At 66.3% G+C, this 12,532-nt stretch carries 16 protein-coding genes and 1 tRNA gene; 9 read left to right on the top strand and 8 right to left on the bottom strand.

The window, feature by feature from the left end:
* Positions 1-17: 17 nt before the first annotated feature.
* The 3 genes from IEW01_RS12655 (at position 18) to IEW01_RS12650 (ending at position 2,655) form a co-directional block, all read left to right on the top strand.
* Entirely contained in the window at positions 18-1,028 is a 1,011-nt protein-coding gene (locus tag IEW01_RS12655) for a glycosyltransferase family 2 protein (protein ID WP_188528246.1), read from the top strand.
* Positions 1,029-1,331: 303 nt separating this feature from the next.
* On the top strand, positions 1,332-1,454 hold the full coding sequence (locus tag IEW01_RS17780; RefSeq protein ID WP_268236826.1) for a hypothetical protein: 123 nt from the start codon (positions 1,332-1,334) through the stop codon (positions 1,452-1,454).
* A gap of 181 nt (positions 1,455-1,635) precedes the next feature.
* A complete protein-coding gene (locus IEW01_RS12650; protein ID WP_308418950.1) occupies positions 1,636-2,655 on the top strand; it encodes a glycosyltransferase in 1,020 nt (339 codons plus the stop codon).
* Positions 2,656-2,798: 143 nt separating this feature from the next.
* Here IEW01_RS12650 and IEW01_RS12645 read toward each other — a convergent pair.
* A tRNA-Tyr gene (locus IEW01_RS12645) sits at positions 2,799-2,882 on the bottom strand.
* Between the two features lie 130 nt (positions 2,883-3,012).
* Between IEW01_RS12645 and rlmB the strand changes: the two genes are divergently transcribed.
* Both rlmB and IEW01_RS12635 read left to right on the top strand, forming a co-directional pair.
* Positions 3,013-3,801 carry a 23S rRNA (guanosine(2251)-2'-O)-methyltransferase RlmB gene (gene rlmB / locus IEW01_RS12640; protein ID WP_188528243.1) on the top strand — a complete coding sequence of 263 codons (789 nt, stop codon included), beginning with the start codon at positions 3,013-3,015 and terminating at the stop codon, positions 3,799-3,801.
* A 237-nt stretch (positions 3,802-4,038) separates the two neighbouring features.
* Positions 4,039-4,467, top strand: a complete 429-nt coding sequence (locus IEW01_RS12635; RefSeq protein WP_188528240.1) for a CoA-binding protein — start codon at positions 4,039-4,041, stop codon at positions 4,465-4,467.
* Between the two features lie 13 nt (positions 4,468-4,480).
* Here IEW01_RS12635 and IEW01_RS12630 read toward each other — a convergent pair whose 3' ends face one another.
* The 3 genes from IEW01_RS12630 to hisA all read right to left on the bottom strand — a co-directional run bounded on the left by IEW01_RS12630 (position 4,481) and on the right by hisA (position 6,512).
* Positions 4,481-4,798 (bottom strand): phosphoribosyl-ATP diphosphatase, encoded by a 318-nt coding sequence (locus tag IEW01_RS12630; protein ID WP_188528238.1) that lies wholly within the window; start codon positions 4,796-4,798, stop codon positions 4,481-4,483.
* Positions 4,795-5,574 carry an imidazole glycerol phosphate synthase subunit HisF gene (hisF, locus tag IEW01_RS12625; protein ID WP_188528236.1) on the bottom strand — a complete coding sequence of 260 codons (780 nt, stop codon included), beginning with the start codon at positions 5,572-5,574 and terminating at the stop codon, positions 4,795-4,797. Before hisF ends, IEW01_RS12630 begins: the two co-directional genes overlap by 4 nt.
* Positions 5,575-5,789: 215 nt before the next feature.
* A complete protein-coding gene (gene hisA / locus IEW01_RS12620) occupies positions 5,790-6,512 on the bottom strand; it encodes a 1-(5-phosphoribosyl)-5-[(5-phosphoribosylamino)methylideneamino]imidazole-4-carboxamide isomerase (protein WP_188528234.1) in 723 nt (240 codons plus the stop codon).
* 118 nt (positions 6,513-6,630) lie between these two features.
* Here hisA and IEW01_RS12615 point away from each other — a divergent pair, with 118 nt between their 5' ends.
* Positions 6,631-7,017 carry a DUF2147 domain-containing protein gene (locus tag IEW01_RS12615; RefSeq protein WP_188528232.1) on the top strand — a complete coding sequence of 129 codons (387 nt, stop codon included), beginning with the start codon at positions 6,631-6,633 and terminating at the stop codon, positions 7,015-7,017.
* 63 nt (positions 7,018-7,080) lie between these two features.
* Here IEW01_RS12615 and hisH read toward each other — a convergent pair whose 3' ends face one another.
* Together hisH and hisB are read right to left on the bottom strand one after the other, a co-directional pair.
* The gene (gene hisH, locus IEW01_RS12610; protein ID WP_188528230.1) at positions 7,081-7,719 is read right to left on the bottom strand and encodes an imidazole glycerol phosphate synthase subunit HisH; all 639 of its coding nucleotides are present in this window, start codon (positions 7,717-7,719) and stop codon (positions 7,081-7,083) included.
* Between the two features lie 60 nt (positions 7,720-7,779).
* Positions 7,780-8,367 (bottom strand): imidazoleglycerol-phosphate dehydratase HisB, encoded by a 588-nt coding sequence (gene hisB / locus IEW01_RS12605; RefSeq protein ID WP_188528228.1) that lies wholly within the window; start codon positions 8,365-8,367, stop codon positions 7,780-7,782.
* 125 nt (positions 8,368-8,492) lie between these two features.
* Between hisB and IEW01_RS12600 the strand changes: the two genes are divergently transcribed.
* On the top strand, positions 8,493-8,732 hold the full coding sequence (locus tag IEW01_RS12600) for an Lrp/AsnC ligand binding domain-containing protein (RefSeq protein WP_188528226.1): 240 nt from the start codon (positions 8,493-8,495) through the stop codon (positions 8,730-8,732).
* 156 nt (positions 8,733-8,888) lie between these two features.
* On the opposite strand, the gene IEW01_RS12595 is transcribed toward IEW01_RS12600, so the two are convergent.
* Together IEW01_RS12595 and uraH are read right to left on the bottom strand one after the other, a co-directional pair.
* On the bottom strand, positions 8,889-10,121 hold the full coding sequence (locus IEW01_RS12595; RefSeq protein ID WP_188528224.1) for a urate hydroxylase PuuD: 1,233 nt from the start codon (positions 10,119-10,121) through the stop codon (positions 8,889-8,891).
* Positions 10,122-10,147: 26 nt separating this feature from the next.
* Entirely contained in the window at positions 10,148-10,501 is a 354-nt protein-coding gene (gene uraH, locus IEW01_RS12590) for a hydroxyisourate hydrolase (RefSeq protein WP_188528222.1), read from the bottom strand.
* Positions 10,502-10,617: 116 nt separating this feature from the next.
* On the opposite strand from uraH, the gene puuE reads away from it, so the two are divergent.
* Both puuE and IEW01_RS12580 read left to right on the top strand, forming a co-directional pair.
* Positions 10,618-12,033, top strand: a complete 1,416-nt coding sequence (gene puuE / locus IEW01_RS12585; protein ID WP_188528220.1) for an allantoinase PuuE — start codon at positions 10,618-10,620, stop codon at positions 12,031-12,033.
* A complete protein-coding gene (locus IEW01_RS12580) occupies positions 12,030-12,527 on the top strand; it encodes an ureidoglycolate lyase (protein WP_188528218.1) in 498 nt (165 codons plus the stop codon). Before puuE ends, IEW01_RS12580 begins: the two co-directional genes overlap by 4 nt.
* Positions 12,528-12,532: the final 5 nt, after the last annotated feature.

Genomic DNA, 12,532 nt, shown 5'->3' with positions numbered 1-12,532 from the left:
GCCTGGAGATCATTTTGATGAGCGCACCCGAAGACAAGGGGAATAGCAAGTCTTGTCCTGATCTCAGCGTTGTTGTTCCGGTGTATAATGCAGCACAGTACCTTGAGAAACTGGCCGAAGACTTCCTTGCTCTGAGGGAATACAACATTTCCTGCCAATGCATTTTCGTTGATGATGGGTCGAGCGACGGGAGCCGGGAGGTCATTTCAGATCTGGCCAGGTCCAGCGAAAGTATCGTCTCTGCTTTCAATGGGCAGAACCGTGGTGCAGGGATAGCGCGAAATGTCGGCTGGCGGATGGCGACGGGCCGTTACACGCTTTTTTTCGACGCGGACGACACGATTCACCGAGACGTTGTTCCACAAGTCCTTGCCCGGATGGATATGCACCCTACTCTCGATACAGCGATCTTGTTCTACAGCCGTCAGAAGAGAGAGACATCCGAGATTCTCGGCATGGCCCGGATCGATCAAGATCTTCTGCTCGAATGTCTTGGCGGTCGAGACGAAGCGATGGGTCCGCCCAACGCCATGGCTGGATTACTGGCGATGAACAACTTTCCATGGAACAAGATTTTACGCACCGAACGGTTTCGCCAGGCCGGGCTTAAGTTTGGCAAAACCCAGGTTCACAATGATCTCCTGGGCCATTGGCACGCGCTTCTCCATGCACGACAGGTTTTGCTCATGAACAAGACGCTTTGCACACATCGGGTGTCCAAGTCCGGCAGCAATTTGACGAGCCGATTCAATGCAGACCGTCTCCAGATGTTTGCCGCCCTGTCCGAGCTACTTGATTTCCTGGAGGATCGACCGGAATGGAGCAGAATGTATGCGCGTCAGTTCTGGGGGCTTGCCCAACGCATGGTCGACTGGGCGGGGCCTCGGCTTGATCCCGATCTGAAAACACGCTTCGATATGCAATACAGTGATTTGCTCTGCCGCATCCACCTCGCGGATCTCGCCCGCATACGGACACAGGGCTCCGGCGGCCTCGCGAAACGGATCGTCAATCACCTGATACGCTGACGAAGGGCCGTCGCCCGCGGATGCCAGGTGTCAAGAATCCGGACGTGACAAGGCGCGATGCTCTCAAGGACAGGACCGATGAATAATCCCCAAAGCCGTTTGACCACATCGCACCGAAAACCTCCGGGCTCGACCACTGCCCTCCCGTCTTTGCCAACAAGAATTCTACGGCTCTTCAAACGTGGGATGTTCCACCTGCGCAGGGCTGGACCTAAGCGGGCCGCGGCAATGACGGCGAGATACTTAGCTCGACGACTGCGCCTCAGCCGTCGAGCACCCCTGGTTTCGCCGGAAGCGAAGCGCATGCGGAATGATATCGACAACGCCGATATCATGGCGGCGCTCGTGGTCTTGCAGGCGGAACTGCGCAAGCTGCGGTCGGAGGTGGCCGCGTTGCGCAAAGCGAAGGAAATGGCCGACAAGTGAGGTCTGGCTGCCTCGGTGCTCTTGGCTTTGCAGGCCCTGCGCGACGGGGCAAAGGGCATGAGCGGACGGGGTGGAAAACCGCGACCGCGGGGCAAGGCGTGCCTGCTCGAATTGACACGCAGCGGCATTTGTGGGTTCTGTGCCCGAACCTGAACAAGCGCCGAACGAGAAGGGTCATGCCGTGAATCTGGACGCAACAGGCGTGGCCGACGCCACGCCCTTTGACGAACACCCCACGGTGCCGAACAAGCTGGTGGCGGTGGTTGTCACCTACAACCGGCTCGACAAATTGAAGACCACTCTCGCAAGGCTGCTCGAGAGCCCGGTGGAAGAGTTGAGCGCGGTGGTCGTGGTCGACAACGCCTCCACCGATGGCACCGGGGCCTGGCTCGCAACCCTGACCGATAGCCGCCTCGACATCGTGACCAGCCGGCACAACCGCGGGGGCGCCGGCGGTTTCGAAATGGGCATGCGTCACGCGGTCGAGGCGCATGATCCCGACTGGCTGGTGGTGATGGATGACGATGCCCGCCCTGCCCCGGGCGCGCTTGCCGCTTTCCACGCGACCGCGCGGGAAGGCTGGGAGGCGCTTGGGGCTGCTGTCTATTTTCCGAGCGGCGAGATCTGCGAGATGAACCGCCCATCCCGCAACCCTTTCTGGCACTGGCGGCGCTTCTGGGAAACGGTCCGCAAGGGACGCAACGGCTTTCACATTCCACATGCCGCCTATCAAGGGCCGATGGCCCCGATCGACGTGACGTCGTTCGTCGGCTTCTTCATCTCCCGCGCCGGGATTGAGCGCGGCGGTTTTCCCGATCCGGCTCTGTTCATCTACGGCGACGATGCGATCTACACGCTCGAACTTTCCCGCCGTGGCGGGCGCATAGGCTTTGCGCCGCAGATCAGGTTCGAACACGATTTCACCACGTTCACGAACAACGATTCCGGCCAGCGGTTTCGCCCTCTGTGGAAGGCCTATTACCACCACAGGAATCTCCTGTTGCTGTATCACAAGGCTGCGGGTTGGCTGTTCTGGCCGGTGCTGATCGTTCTGATGCCGAAATGGATCCTCAAGGTCCGGCATCACGAAGGAGCAAGGCGGACCTACCTGCGCCTTCTCCGGCTTGCGGTTGCCGACGGGCTTCTGAAACGGCTGGATCGCAGCCATGACGCGATTGTGGCTGCGGCAGGCGATACCTAACCGTTGGCTGCAAACAGGTTGCCACGTCCGGGGCGTCGCAGATGTGACAGCGCGGATAGACACGCCTCATAGAGCAAGGGATTCACCCCCACACCACTCAACCGCAAGGTTAAACGCCCATTGGATGGAAGGAGGGGGGGGGATGGTGGGCGACCCTGGAATCGAACCAGGCATGGGTCTCCCCGGCGGAGTTACAGTCCGCTGCCGCACCTTGCAGCTCGTCGCCCGTGCCGACGCCTCAGGCATCGGAACGAGGGCGGGGATACTCGGGCGCCCGGCGTCCGTCAAGCCGAAAATCCCTTGCGCCGCCCCGCGCCCCGGCCCATTGTCCGGCCCGATGTGAACAAGGGGGCGACGGTGGCGAAAAAACCCAAATGGGTCGTGCAGAAGGAACGCACGCAGCGGGCCGCGGCGGATGAGACGTTATGGCTCTTCGGCCTTCACGCGGTGCGCGACGCGCTGATGAACCCGGCCCGCGAAAAGCTCCGGCTGATCGTCACCCGCAACGCCGCCGACCGGCTCGGCACCGCGATCGACGCCGGCAACCTCGAGCCCGAGATCGCCGATGCACGCAAGTTTCCCGCGCCGCTGGATCCGGGCAGCGTGCACCAGGGCGCGGCGCTCGAGGTGCGCCCGCTGGATTGGGGCGGACTCGACGAGATCTGCCCCGCGCCGCCCGGCACCGCGCCCGTCGTCGTCCTGCTCGACAGGGTCTCCGACCCGCATAACGCGGGCGCGATCCTGCGCTCGGCGGAGGTGTTCGGCGCGGCGGCGGTGATCGCCACCAAGCGCCACGCCGCGCCCGAAACCGGGGCGCTCGCCAAGACCGCCTCGGGCGCGCTCGAACGCCAACCCTACCTGCGCGTCACCAACCTGGCCGACACCATGCTCCGGCTCAAGGACATGGGCTACGCGGTGATCGGCCTCGACGGCGAGGCGGAGGAGGAGCTCGGCCCGGTGCTGGCCGACCTCGCGCAAACCCCGGTGGCGCTGGTGCTCGGCGCCGAGGGGCCCGGCCTGCGCGAGCGCAGCCGCACCACCTGCGACCGCCTCGTGCGCATCCCCTACGCCCGCGCCTTCGGATCGCTCAACGTCTCCAACGCCGGCGCCGTCGCGCTCTACGCCGCCGCGCTCGGGCGGGGCTGACCGCGAGATCGGCGGTTTTCTGCCGTTTTCGGCACGGATGTTCACGGAATCTTTATTCCCCCTACCGCAAAGCCGGGGGCATCTTACCTAGAGGTGTGAGAGCGGGCCGTGGAACGCCCGTAGTCTCAATTCACTGTCCCTCGTTCCACAAACTGCGCCCGGGCCCCCTCCCGGGCGCTTTCTTTTCCGCCCCGGCGCGGGCTTTCCTTCGCAGCGGGCAGGGATTATCAGGGCAGCATGAGCACCAATACCGACGAACGCCTGAAAACCATTCTCGCGCGCACCCGCACGATCGCGCTGGTGGGCTTTTCCAACAAGCCCGACCGTGCGAGCCACAAGGTGGCGCGCTACCTCGCCGAAAACGGCTACCGGGTGATCCCGGTCAACCCCGGGCTCGCCGGGCAGAGCTTCATGGGCGAAGAGATCGTCGCCGATCTCGGCCAGATCCCGGGCGATGCGCAGGTCGACATGCTTGACGTGTTTCGCCGCTCCGACATGGTGATGCCGATCGTCGAATCGGCGCTGGAAAACCTGCCCGGTCTCAAGACGGTGTGGTTGCAGATCGGGGTCACCTCCGCCGAGGCGCAGGGGATGGCAGAGGCGAAGGGGCTCGATTTCGTCGAGGACCGCTGCCCGAAGATCGAGCACGCCCGGCTCCTGGGCTGACCCCGCGCCCGGCTCAGCCGTCCGGGCGCGACGCCTTCTCGGCGATGCCCGAGGTGCCTTCACGGCGTTCCAGCTCGGCCAGAACATCCTCGAACGAAACGTCGCGGGCGGTGAGCATCACCAGCATGTGGTAGAGCACGTCGGCGGCCTCGGCGACAAGCTTCTCGCGGTCCCCTTTCACCGCCTCGATGATCGCCTCCACCGCCTCCTCGCCGAATTTCTCGGCGCATTTCTCCGGCCCCTTGGCGAGCAGCGCCGCGGTCCAGCTGTCGCGCGGGTTCACGCCCCGGCGTTTCTCGATGGTGTCGGCCAGTCGGTCGAGCGCGGTCATGTCAGCCTCACGGGGATGCCCGCGGCGGCCATGTGCTCCTTGGCCTCGCGGATGGTGTATTCGCCGAAATGGAAGATCGAGGCGGCGAGCACGGCGCTGGCATGGCCCTCGCGCACGCCCTCGACGAAGTGATCGAGATTGCCCACACCGCCGCTGGCGATGACGGGAATGCTCACCGCGTCGGCGATCGCGCGGGTGAGCGGCAGGTTGAAGCCGGCCCGGGTGCCGTCGCGGTCCATCGAGGTGAGCAGGATCTCCCCCGCCCCCCTGGCGGCAACGGTGCGGGCGAAGTCGAGCGCGTCCACCCCGGTGGCGCGCCGCCCGCCATGGGTGAAAATATCCCAGCGCACGCCCTGGCCGTTCTCGTCGGTCTCCACCGTCTTGGCGTCGATCGCCACCACGATGCACTGCGAGCCGAAGCGGTCGGCGGCCCCGGCCACCACCTCGGGGTCGGCCACGGCGGCGGAGTTGAAGCTCACCTTGTCGGCACCCGCGAGCAGCAGCTGGCGCACATCCTCGTGGCTGCGCACCCCGCCGCCGACGGTGAGCGGCATGAAGCATTGCTCCGCCGTCCGCGTGACCAGATCATACATCGTGCCGCGGTTCTCGTGGGTGGCGTGGATATCGAGAAAACACAGCTCGTCCGCCCCGGCCGCGTCATAGGCCTTGGCCGCCTCCACCGGGTCGCCGGCATCGACGAGGTCGACGAAGTTCACGCCTTTCACCACGCGGCCGTCGGCCACGTCGAGACAGGGGATGATGCGGGTCTTGAGCATGCGGGCTCCTTTTGGCGCCGGTTTAGGGCTTCAGCCGGACGGGCGCAAGAATGGCCGCACCTCCGGCCCGCGCCCGTTTCCGGTCTTCTTGGGTCCACAAATACCTCGGGGGGTCCGGGGGGCAGAGCCCCCCGGCGACTGGGAGGCGTGCCTTGGGCACGACGGGGCAGAGCCCCCCGGCCCGGTCGGATCGCCGCCAGGCGATGCGAAACCGCTCAACCCCGCAGGAGCGCCAGCGCCTCGCCAAGGTCGAGCGCCCCGTCATAAAGCGCCCGGCCCGAGATCGCGCCATCTAGCGGCGCGCCGCAGGCCTTGAGCGCGCGCAGGTCGTCGAGCGAGGAGACGCCGCCGGAGGCGATCACCGGGATCGAGACGGCACGCGCGAGCGCCGCGGTGGCCTCTACGTTCGGCCCCTGCATCGCGCCGTCGCGCAGGATGTCGGTGTAGATGATCGCGGCCACGCCGGCATCCTCGAAGCTCTTCGCCAACTCGGTGGCGTCAACGTCGGTTTCCTCGGCCCAGCCCTTGGTGGCCACCATGCCGTTCCGGGCGTCGATTCCCACCGCCACGCGGCCGGGGAAGGCGGCGGCGGCCTCGCGCACCAGCGCGGGGTTTTCCACCGCCACGGTGCCGAGGATCACCCGCGCGAGCCCCTTGTCGAGCCAGCGCTCGATGGTGGCCATGTCGCGGATGCCGCCGCCGAGTTGCGCCGGCACGGTGATCGTGGCGAGGATCGCCTCGACGGCGGCGGCGTTCACCGGCTCGCCGGCGAAGGCGCCGTTGAGATCGACGAGGTGGATCCAGTCGCAGCCCGCCGCCTCGAAGGCGCGCGCCTGGGCGGCCGGGTCGTCGTTGAAGACCGTCGCCGCCGCCATCTCGCCGCGCAACAGGCGCACGCACTGGCCATCCTTGAGGTCGATCGCGGGGTAGAGGATCATCGGGCCACTCCTTTGCCGTTCGCGCGGGCTTTTCGCATGCCCCGCCCCGGGCGGCAAGGCAGAGGCTTGCCAGCGCGCCAGCCCCCCGGCAGGATGGCGCAAACACGGGAGGAAAGAGATGAAGAAAACCCTGATCGCCGCGCTCCTCGCGCTCGCCCCCACCACCCTCGCCGCCGACCCGGTGCACGGGATGTGGAAAACCGAGGTCGATGACGGCGCCTATGCCTATGTCGAGATGTCGGGGTGCTCGGGTGGCAAGGTCTGTGGCTGGATCCGCCGCACCTTCGACGACAGCGGCGAATACCAGTCGGAAAACATCGGCAAGGTGATCGTGATCAACATGGAGCCGCAAGGCGGCGGGCGTTACGAGGGCAACGTCTGGCGGCCGTCGAACGACAAGACCTACGTCGGCAAGATGGAGATGAACGGCGACAGCCTCTTCCTCGACGGCTGCGTGCTGGGCGGGCTCCTGTGCAAGACGCAAACCTGGTCGCGGCTGCAATAGCGGCGATAAACGGCGCCCTGCTTCGCCGGTGCCGGGCGCTTTCGCGAAGCCGCCCGGCGCCCGCTACGGCCGCCAGCCCAGGAAGTTGGCGATGATCGCGAGGCCGGGGGCCTGGCTCTTCTCCGGGTGAAACTGCGTGCCGAAGATATTGTCGCGCCCGACGATGGCGGTGATCTCGCCGCCGTAGTCGCAATGCGCCAGCCGCTCGGCCGCGTCGGTCACCCGGAAATGGTAGGAATGGACGAAATAGGCGTGGGTGCCGGTTTCGATCCCCTTGAGCACCGGGTGGGCGTGGTCGATCACCAGGTCGTTCCAGCCCATGTGCGGCACTTTCAGCGAGGGGTCAGCCGGCGTGATCGCCGTCACCTCGCCGCCGATCCAGCCGAAGCCGGGGGTTTCCTCGTATTCGTGGCCGGTATCTGCCAGCATCTGCATGCCGATGCAGATCCCGAAAAACGGTCGGGCGCGGCGGTTCACCGCCTCGTCAATCGCTTCGAACAGCCCCGAATGCTCGAACAGCGCCCGCCGACACGACGGGAAGGCACCGTCGCCCGGCAGCACGATCCGGTCGGCGCGCGAAACGATCTCGGGGTCGTCGGTCACCACCACCTCGCCCGCGCCGGTCTCGCGCGCCATGCGCTGGAAAGCCTTCTCGGCGGAGTGCAGGTTGCCAGATTCGTAGTCGATCAGCGCGGTGAGCATGTCACGCCTCCTGGTCGCATGGCTTGGCCCGAAAACCGGTTCCCACTTTTCGGGCCATCCTCACAACGCGCCCTTGGTCGAAGGGATCGCGTCGGCCTTGCGCGGGTCGACCTCGAGCGCGTCGCGCAACGACCGCGCCACCGCCTTGAAAGCGGCCTCGGCGATGTGGTGACTGTTGAACCCGTGCAGCCGGTCGACATGCAGGGTGATCCCGCCATTGCCGGCGAAGGCGGTGAAGAACTCGCGCACCAGCTCGGTATCGAACGTGCCGATCTTCGGCGTCGGGAAGTCCACGTTCCACACCAGGAAGGCCCGGCCCGAGAGATCGAGCGCGCAGCGCACCTGCGCCTCGTCCATCGGCAGGTGGCATTCGCCGTAGCGCCGGATGCCGCGCTTGTCGCCCAGCGCCTCGCGCAGGGCCTGGCCGAGCGCGATGCCGGTGTCTTCCACGGTGTGGTGATCGTCGATGTGCAGATCGCCCACGGCGCGCACGCGCATGTCGATCAGCGCGTGGCGGGCAAGCTGGTCGAGCATGTGGTCGAAGAACCCCACGCCGGTCTGGTTGTCGTAAGCACCGCTGCCGTCGAGGTCGATCTCGACGCTGATCTCGGTTTCCGCCGTCTTGCGGCTCACGCTGGCCTTGCGCATGGCGCCCTCCCGCTGGTTTCCCCGCGCTTATAGGCGCGGCGAGGCTGGCTGAAAAGGCGGCAATTGGGCTTGCCGCGCCCCGCGCGCCCGTGTCACCTTGCGGCCGAACCACCGCGAGGCCGATCATGAGCACACCCGTCTTCATCCAACTGCGCTGCAAACCGGGCACCACCTACAAGGTCGCCGAGGAGATCATCCAGCGCGAGATCCACTCCGAGCTCTATTCCACCTCGGGCGAGTATGACCTGCTGATGAAGATCTACATTCCCGAGGACGAGGATATCGGCAAGTTCATCAACGGCCACCTGCTCGACATCCCCAATATAGATCGCTCGCTCACGACGCTCACCTTCAAGGCGTTCTGAGCCGATCCCGCAACCGCCCCGCAACAGGGGGCGGACCGGGCCGAACGTCGGTCGCCCTGGTCGCGCGGCCCCTCTTCTTGGGTCCAAAAATACCTCGGGGGGTCTGGGGGGCTCTGCCCCCCAGCGGGTCGGGTCGGCGGCAGCCGACCCGAAACACTAACCCCGCCCGGCGCGGAACCAGGCCACGATCGCGGCGCGGTCTTCAGGCAACATGAAGCTCGCCGCGGGCGGCGGCATGGCGTTGGTCAGCCCCGCCTGGGTGTAGATCGTCTTCGCGTGGCGCGCGATGTCGCCCGGCGTTTCCAGCAGCACGCCCTTGGGCGCGGTGCCGATCCCCTCCCAGGCCGGTTCGCGGGCGTGGCACATCGAGCAATTCCCCATCACCAGCCCGGCCACGTCCTCAAACCCCTCGGCCTCGGCGAAGCGCTGCTCGTAGGGGGTGAGCGCGCGCGCCTCGGCCTCTTCCCAGCTCTGGTATTCCTGCCCTTGCGTCGAGAGCCAGACCGCGGCGAGAAACAGCGCCGCGGTGATCGGCCATGTCCACCACTTGTAGCCCTTGTGGGCGTGGTGGCTGTTGAAGAAGTGCCGGATCGTCACGCCCATGAGGAACACAAGCCCGGCGATCACCCAGTTCCACGTGCTGGCAAAGGCCAGCGGGTAATGGTTGGCCAGCATCAGGAAGATCACCGGCAGGGTGAGGTAGTTGTTATGGGTCGAGCGCAGCTTGGCGATCTTGCCATACTTCGCATCCGGCGTGCGGCCCGCGATCAGGTCCGCCACCACGATCTTCTGGTTCGGGATGATGATGAAGAAGACGTTGGCCGTCATGATCGTGGCGGTGAAGGCGCCGAGGTGGAGCATCACCGCGCGGCCGGTGAACACCTCGTTGTATCCCCAGCCCATCGCGAGCAGCAGCACGAAGAGCAGCAGCATCAGCAGCGTCGGCTTTTCGGCAAGGCCGGATTTGCACAGACGGTCATAGACCAGCCAGCCGATGGTGAGCGAGGCGGCGGAAATCGCGATCGCCTGCCACGCAAGGAGATCGGCCTTGGACGGATCGACGAGGTAAAGCTCCGATCCGGCATAGTAAACCACCATCAGCAGCGCCGCGCCCGACAGCCAGGTGGCGTAGCTTTCCCATTTGAACCAGGTCAGCTCGGTCGGCATCCGGGCCGGGCTCACCATGTATTTCTGGATGAAATAGAAGCCGCCGCCGTGCACCTGCCACGCCTCGCCCGACACGCCCGCGCGCCGATCCGTCGAGGGGCGCAGCCCGAGATCGAGCGCGATGAAGTAGAACGACGAGCCGATCCAGGCGATGGCGGTGATCACGTGCAGCCAGCGCACGGCGAATTCGAGCCATTCCATCAGCACGGTGGGGTCGAGCATGGGGGTCTCCTCTGGCGCGGTCCGGGTCAGCTGCCGCGGTAGGTGGAATAGCCGTAGGGCGAGAGCAGCAGCGGCACGTGGTAATGCGCCGGCTCCGACATGGTGAAGCGGATCGGCACATCGCCGAGAAAGCGCGGCGCCTCCGGGGCGGCGGCGTGGGCCTCGAGATAGGCCCCCGCGTGGAACACCAGCTCGTAGTCGCCGATCTCGAACTCGGCCTCGGGCAGGATCGGCCCGTCGGTGCGCCCGTCGTCGTTGGTTTCCATCCGCCGCAGATGCGCGCGCGCCTCGCCCTCGACGCGGTAGAGGTCGATCGCGAGCCCCGCCGCGGGCCGGCCGCGGGCGGTGTCGAGCACATGGGTGGTGAGGTATCCGCTCATCGTTCTGGTCTCCCGGTTGCGCCCGTCGGGCGCGGTTCGGACCAAGTGAAAACAGTTTCCCTCCGCTTCACAAGCCCCTATCCCTTTCGGGAAGCGAAACTTTCCGAGGGAGAGAAATGACACGTTATCCTCGCAACCTGCGCGGCTACGGCGCCACCCCGCCCGACCCGGCCTGGCCCGGCGGCGCGCGGATCGCGGTGCAATTCGTGGTGAACTACGAGGAGGGCGGCGAGAATTGCCTGCTGCACGGCGATGCCGCCTCCGAGGCCTTCCTGTCGGAGATCGTCGGCGCGCAGGCCTGGCCGGGCCAACGCCACTGGAACATGGAATCGATCTACGACTACGGCGCGCGCGCCGGCTTCTGGCGCGTGTTCCGGCTGTTCGAGGAATTCGGCATCAAGCCCACCGTCTACGGCGTGGCAACCGCGCTGGCGCGCAGCCCCGAGCAGGTGGCGGCGATGAAGAATGCGGGCTGGGAGATCGCCAGCCACGGCCTCAAATGGGTCGAACACAAGGACATGGACGAGGCCGAGGAACGCACCCAGATCGCCGAGGCGATCCGGCTGCACACCGAGGTGGTCGGCGAAGCCCCGGAGGGCTGGTATACCGGGCGCTGTTCGGTCAACACCGTCCGCCTCGCCGCCGAAACCGGGCAATTCGCCTATATTTCCGATACTTATGACGACGATCTGCCTTACTGGGTGCGCATCGGCGGGCGCGATCAGCTGATCATCCCCTACACGCTCGACGCCAACGACATGCGCTTCGCCACGCCGCAGGGGTTCAACACCGCCGGGCATTTCTTCGACTACCTGCGCGATTCTTTCGATGCACTCTACGCCGAGGGGCTGGCGGGCAGCCCGAAGATGATGAGCATCGGCTTGCACAACCGGCTGATCGGCCGGCCCGGGCGGATCATGGCGCTGCGGCGGTTCATGGAGCATGCCGCAAGCCACGAGGGCGTGTGGTTCCCGCGCCGCATCGAGATCGCACAGCATTGGGCCGAGGTGCATCCGCCAGTTGAACAAATCCAACCTTCGATGCTGGAAAAAGCGGCGTTCGTGGCGCGTTTTGGTGGCGTTTTCGAACATTCGCCATGGATCGCCGAGGGCGCCTTCGAGCTTGAGCTCGGCCCCGTGCATGACAGCGCCGTGGGCCTGCACAACGCGCTTGCGCGGGTGTTTCGCAGCGCCGGCCACGAGGCCCGGCTGGAGGTGCTCCGCGCCCACCCCGACCTCGCGGGCAAGCTGGCCGCCGCCAGCCGTCTCACCGCCGAGAGCACGGCGGAGCAGGCCAGCGCCGGGCTCGACGCGCTCACCGACGCCGAGCGCGCGGCCTTCACCAAGCTCAACACCGCCTACGTGGCGAAGCACGGCTTTCCCTTCATCATCGCGGTGCGCGACCACGACAAGGCGGGCATCCTGAACGCTTTCCAGCGCCGGCTCGACAACCCCACCGGCGCGGAATTCGAGGAAGCCTGCCGCCAGGTCGAGCGCATCGCCCTCTTGCGGCTGAAGGAGATGCTTCCGTGAGCCGCGAAATCGTCGCCGAGCCGCTCACTGCAGACGCCTTCGCCCCGTTCGGCGACGTGCTGGAGGCCGAGGGCGCGCCCGACCGGATCATCAACCAGGGGCTTTGCGGCCGCTACCACGACCGTGCCGCGCTCGATTTCGGCCCAGATGGCCGCGCCGGGATCAGCCTGTTCAAGGCGCAGGCCCGCGCCCTGCCCTACAGGCTCGACATGTTCGAGCGCCATCCCGAGGGCAGCCAGGCCTTCATCCCGATGAGCCGCGATCCCTTCCTCGTGATCGTCGCCCCCGACGCGGACGGCGCACCGGGCACGCCCCGCGCCTTCCTCACCGCGCCGGGCCAGGGCATCAACCTGCACCGGGGCACGTGGCACGGCGTGTTGACCCCGCTCGCGCCTCCCGGCCTGTTCGCCGTGATCGACCGGATCGGGGAGACCGCGAACCTCGAGGAACACTGGTTGGACGAGGCTTGCGTGGTCACCGCGCCGCCAGACTAGGGAGA

Origin of the sequence: Sinisalibacter lacisalsi (assembly GCF_014640115.1) — a bacterium.
Lineage (GTDB): Bacteria > Pseudomonadota > Alphaproteobacteria > Rhodobacterales > Rhodobacteraceae > Sinisalibacter > Sinisalibacter lacisalsi.
This window is presented reverse-complemented; position numbering and strand designations above follow the sequence as displayed.

Bases quoted from the DNA above. Each gene is read 5' to 3' on its own strand.
- IEW01_RS12600 (WP_188528226.1), top strand. From the start codon at position 8,493: ATGAGCACACCCGTCTTCATCCAACTGCGCTGCAAACCGGGCACCACC.
- IEW01_RS12655 (WP_188528246.1), top strand. From the start codon at position 18: ATGAGCGCACCCGAAGACAAGGGGAATAGCAAGTCTTGTCCTGATCTC.
- IEW01_RS17780 (WP_268236826.1), top strand. From the start codon at position 1,332: ATGCGGAATGATATCGACAACGCCGATATCATGGCGGCGCTCGTGGTC.
- IEW01_RS12630 (WP_188528238.1), bottom strand. From the start codon at position 4,798: ATGACCGCGCTCGACCGACTGGCCGACACCATCGAGAAACGCCGGGGC.
- puuE (WP_188528220.1), top strand. From the start codon at position 10,618: ATGACACGTTATCCTCGCAACCTGCGCGGCTACGGCGCCACCCCGCCC.
- IEW01_RS12615 (WP_188528232.1), top strand. From the start codon at position 6,631: ATGAAGAAAACCCTGATCGCCGCGCTCCTCGCGCTCGCCCCCACCACC.
- hisH (WP_188528230.1), bottom strand. From the start codon at position 7,719: ATGCTCACCGCGCTGATCGACTACGAATCTGGCAACCTGCACTCCGCC.
- IEW01_RS12635 (WP_188528240.1), top strand. From the start codon at position 4,039: ATGAGCACCAATACCGACGAACGCCTGAAAACCATTCTCGCGCGCACC.
- hisF (WP_188528236.1), bottom strand. From the start codon at position 5,574: ATGCTCAAGACCCGCATCATCCCCTGTCTCGACGTGGCCGACGGCCGC.
- IEW01_RS12595 (WP_188528224.1), bottom strand. From the start codon at position 10,121: ATGCTCGACCCCACCGTGCTGATGGAATGGCTCGAATTCGCCGTGCGC.
- uraH (WP_188528222.1), bottom strand. From the start codon at position 10,501: ATGAGCGGATACCTCACCACCCATGTGCTCGACACCGCCCGCGGCCGG.
- hisB (WP_188528228.1), bottom strand. From the start codon at position 8,367: ATGCGCAAGGCCAGCGTGAGCCGCAAGACGGCGGAAACCGAGATCAGC.
- hisA (WP_188528234.1), bottom strand. From the start codon at position 6,512: ATGATCCTCTACCCCGCGATCGACCTCAAGGATGGCCAGTGCGTGCGC.